The sequence below is a fragment of the Okeania sp. SIO2B9 genome (assembly GCF_010672505.1).
GTDB classification, from domain to species: Bacteria; Cyanobacteriota; Cyanobacteriia; order Cyanobacteriales; family Microcoleaceae; genus Okeania; species Okeania hirsuta.
The window spans coordinates 1-2,360 of sequence record NZ_JAAHGK010001195.1; the positions used below are offsets into that span (position 1 = coordinate 1).

Genomic DNA, 2,360 nt, shown 5'->3' on the forward strand with positions numbered 1-2,360 from the left:
TTAGTAAATAATCATCAGTAGGTGAAGGAGATCCCTCCGGTTTAGGAGATGATTTTTCTATTTGCACATCATCTTTTTTCTCAGTAGATTCTTCTAATTGTTCGGGAGATTTTTCAGATGATGGTTTAGCTGTTTCCGGTTCATCTTTTTTTTCAGTAGATTCTTCTGTTTCAGCAGATGATTCTTCCGGTTTTTCTTGTTTTTCCCATTCTGCAACTGGTTTAGTTAAAACATTTTTGAAATTGACAGATAATAACAAAACAGACACCTCTTTTGGCGGTTCTCCTTCAACTTCTACTTGAGAATATATAGAAGTACCATCAAAATCTGCTTTTCCTAAAAACAATCTCCTAGTTCGCTCATCTTGAAGTTTAATTTCTACAGTAATTTCTGGTTTTTCTAAACCATATTCAGATAACTGAGAAACAGGAGTATTAATAGAGCGATCGCTTTTTAATCCTGTTATTTGGTCTAACAAAAATTCTACTGTTAGTAAATCAGCTTCTTTTTCTGTAGGTGCAGTTATTTTCCAAGTTGCTTCTTCGGCATTTTCATCCTTTGTTAAAGTTAATATTTCTGATTCTTGTTTGATAGTAATAGCCTGAATTTCTTCTGACTTAAAATTAAACACCTGTTTTTGTTGTTCTTGCAATTCTGCCTGTTGCTGCTTACCTCTAATTTCATAAAAATAAACAAAACCGCCTAAAGCAAGTGCTGTTAATATTAATGTTAAAGTTGTTTTCTTGATTTTCATAACATTTACGAGTTCTGAAAAAAGTTTTCTTCTCGAAGTAAATTAAATTTCAATCCTACATTTTGAACTTCAAAACGTAGTAGAAAGAATAAGGAGTCAGGAATCAGGAGAAAATAACGGTTGCCAATAGAAATAAAACAAATAAATAATTAAGTATTTATGTTTAATATTTTTCTGATAATTTGAGTTTGAAAAAGTTCAACTCCCTTCGGGAGAAGGAATAGGCAACAGGCAACAGTTAAATAAGGACTGGGAGAAGAAAAAAATCTTTTGCCTGTTCTTGGGGTAAGTTAAGTAGGTAGGAACGAAAAAAACAAAGTATGTAATAAAAAGTCAAGTAGCTCATAAGTCTCTTTCCTTTCCTAGGTCATGCTGCGCAAACAGCTCCTGCTGCCCTCTGCCTACTGCCTTTGTCTAAAAATAAACTTTAACGCCTAGCCTACCTACTTAGTCTAAACTCAAGTCTTTAAAGACTGTGTCAAAGTTGTTTTTTGTAATAATATAGTATAGTGATACAGTATGTTTAATATTTTTTGAAAGAGTCACAAATCTAATGAGGAAATTTCAATATTTATGAATATTAATCCAGCTTCTTATTTGCCTTTGCCACCTGGTAATTTAGGATTACCTTTTATTGGAAAAAACAAAATATTTCCCAAGAATTATCAAGACTATATAAAAGAAATGTACGAAAAATATGGTCCTATTTATCAAAGCAGAATTTGAGGTAAAAAATTTATTTACTTTCAAGGATATTAAGCTGTAAAATTTGTTTTCATTAGTTAAAACAAATACTTTACATCACCTATCATTTTCAAAAATTCTCAAATAATTTTTGGTCAAACTGATATTACTAGGTTGGTAGGTAAAGAACATAGAGATAGACAAAAACTATTAGCTCAAGTTCTCAATAAGCAAGGGCTAAATAACTATATTAATACCATTCATAATTTGAGTCAAGGCTATTTTTTAAAATGGATAAAATCTGATTTTGTAGATTTATATTTTGAAATAAATAATTATACTTTAGACCTTGTTTTGAAATTATTGCTAGGTATAGATTCTGCTTCATAAAGTGAAATCGGTAATTATTTAAAAGACATGAAGTCAGGATTAAATACCATTCCGTTAGCTTTTCTTTGGACTAAATTAGGTTGTGCTTTAAAAAGTAAGGATAAATTATTTAATCAATTTGAACAAATCATTGTAAAAAGACAGAAATAGAGTGATTTTGGTTCAGATGTATTAGGTATATTACTTACAGTTCGAGAACAAACGCATAACCAAATAACTATAACAGAAATAGTAGAACAAATGGTTAATCTTTTATCATTAGGAAAAAAGGAATTAAGTTCAGCATTAACTTCTTTTTTGATTTTAACAACAGAGCATTTAGATGTTTTAAACTTACTTCAAATAGAACATGAAAAATTGGATAAATTAGAACCACTATTTTTCGCTAAATTAAAGAAAATGGTTTATCTTGAAGAACTTCTCGAAGTCCACCACTCACAGGAGGAGCTAGCCGTAATACTTCTTTGATAACTTCTTCTAGATAAACCATTTTCTTTAATTTAGCGAAAAATAGTGGTTCTAATTTATCCAA

The 2,360-nt window shown here is 30.0% G+C and carries 4 protein-coding genes; 2 read left to right on the forward strand and 2 right to left on the reverse strand.

Annotated features, from left to right (window positions below; all coding sequences use genetic code 11):
* A partial coding sequence (locus F6K13_RS28850) for a DUF4340 domain-containing protein (protein WP_287289262.1) occupies positions 1–754 on the reverse strand: 754 nt, incomplete at its 3' end.
* Between the two features lie 573 nt (positions 755–1,327).
* On the opposite strand from F6K13_RS28850, the gene F6K13_RS28855 reads away from it, so the two are divergent.
* Both F6K13_RS28855 and F6K13_RS28860 read left to right on the forward strand, forming a co-directional pair.
* A complete protein-coding gene (locus F6K13_RS28855; RefSeq protein WP_161564458.1) occupies positions 1,328–1,480 on the forward strand; it encodes a hypothetical protein in 153 nt (50 codons plus the stop codon).
* 132 nt (positions 1,481–1,612) lie between these two features.
* On the forward strand, positions 1,613–1,828 hold the full coding sequence (locus F6K13_RS28860) for a hypothetical protein (RefSeq protein WP_124144450.1): 216 nt from the start codon (positions 1,613–1,615) through the stop codon (positions 1,826–1,828).
* A gap of 385 nt (positions 1,829–2,213) precedes the next feature.
* On the opposite strand, the gene F6K13_RS28865 is transcribed toward F6K13_RS28860, so the two are convergent.
* Positions 2,214–2,360: a cytochrome P450 gene (locus F6K13_RS28865; RefSeq protein WP_353735731.1), complete on the reverse strand. Its 147-nt coding sequence runs from the start codon at positions 2,358–2,360 to the stop codon at positions 2,214–2,216.